Annotated in this window: 2 tRNA genes; both read right to left on the minus strand. The window is 49.7% G+C overall.

Annotated elements, in window-relative coordinates:
- Nucleotides 1–8 precede the first annotated feature (8 nt).
- Nucleotides 9–84 (minus strand) — tRNA-Glu (locus VJL_RS26105).
- A gap of 41 nt (nucleotides 85–125) precedes the next feature.
- Nucleotides 126–201 (minus strand) — tRNA-Ala (locus VJL_RS26110).
- Between the last annotated feature and the right edge of the window lie 145 nt (nucleotides 202–346).

The following is a 346-nucleotide window of genomic DNA, read 5'->3' on the forward strand; positions in this document are numbered from 1 at the left end:
TTTAAAGATGGTATCCCGTAGGGGAGTCGAACCCCTGTTACCGCCGTGAAAGGGCGGTGTCCTAGGCCTCTAGACGAACGGGACACTGTAGGTTGCTCTGCTAAAAGCAGAAACAATGTAGCTAGTGGTGGAGCTAATCGGGATCGAACCGATGACCTCTTCGCTGCCAGCGAAGCGCTCTCCCAGCTGAGCTATAGCCCCACATAAATCGCTTCAGCATTTTATGCAGAACCAATCTTTGCTCTGAAATTTAAACCATATCAATCTGTGTGGACACTCATCGTGAATAATCATCGTATAAGGAGGTGATCCAGCGCCAGGTTCCCCTAGCGCTACCTTGTTACGA

Source organism: Vibrio jasicida CAIM 1864 = LMG 25398, assembly GCF_000400365.1.
Classification (GTDB): domain Bacteria; phylum Pseudomonadota; class Gammaproteobacteria; order Enterobacterales; family Vibrionaceae; genus Vibrio; species Vibrio jasicida.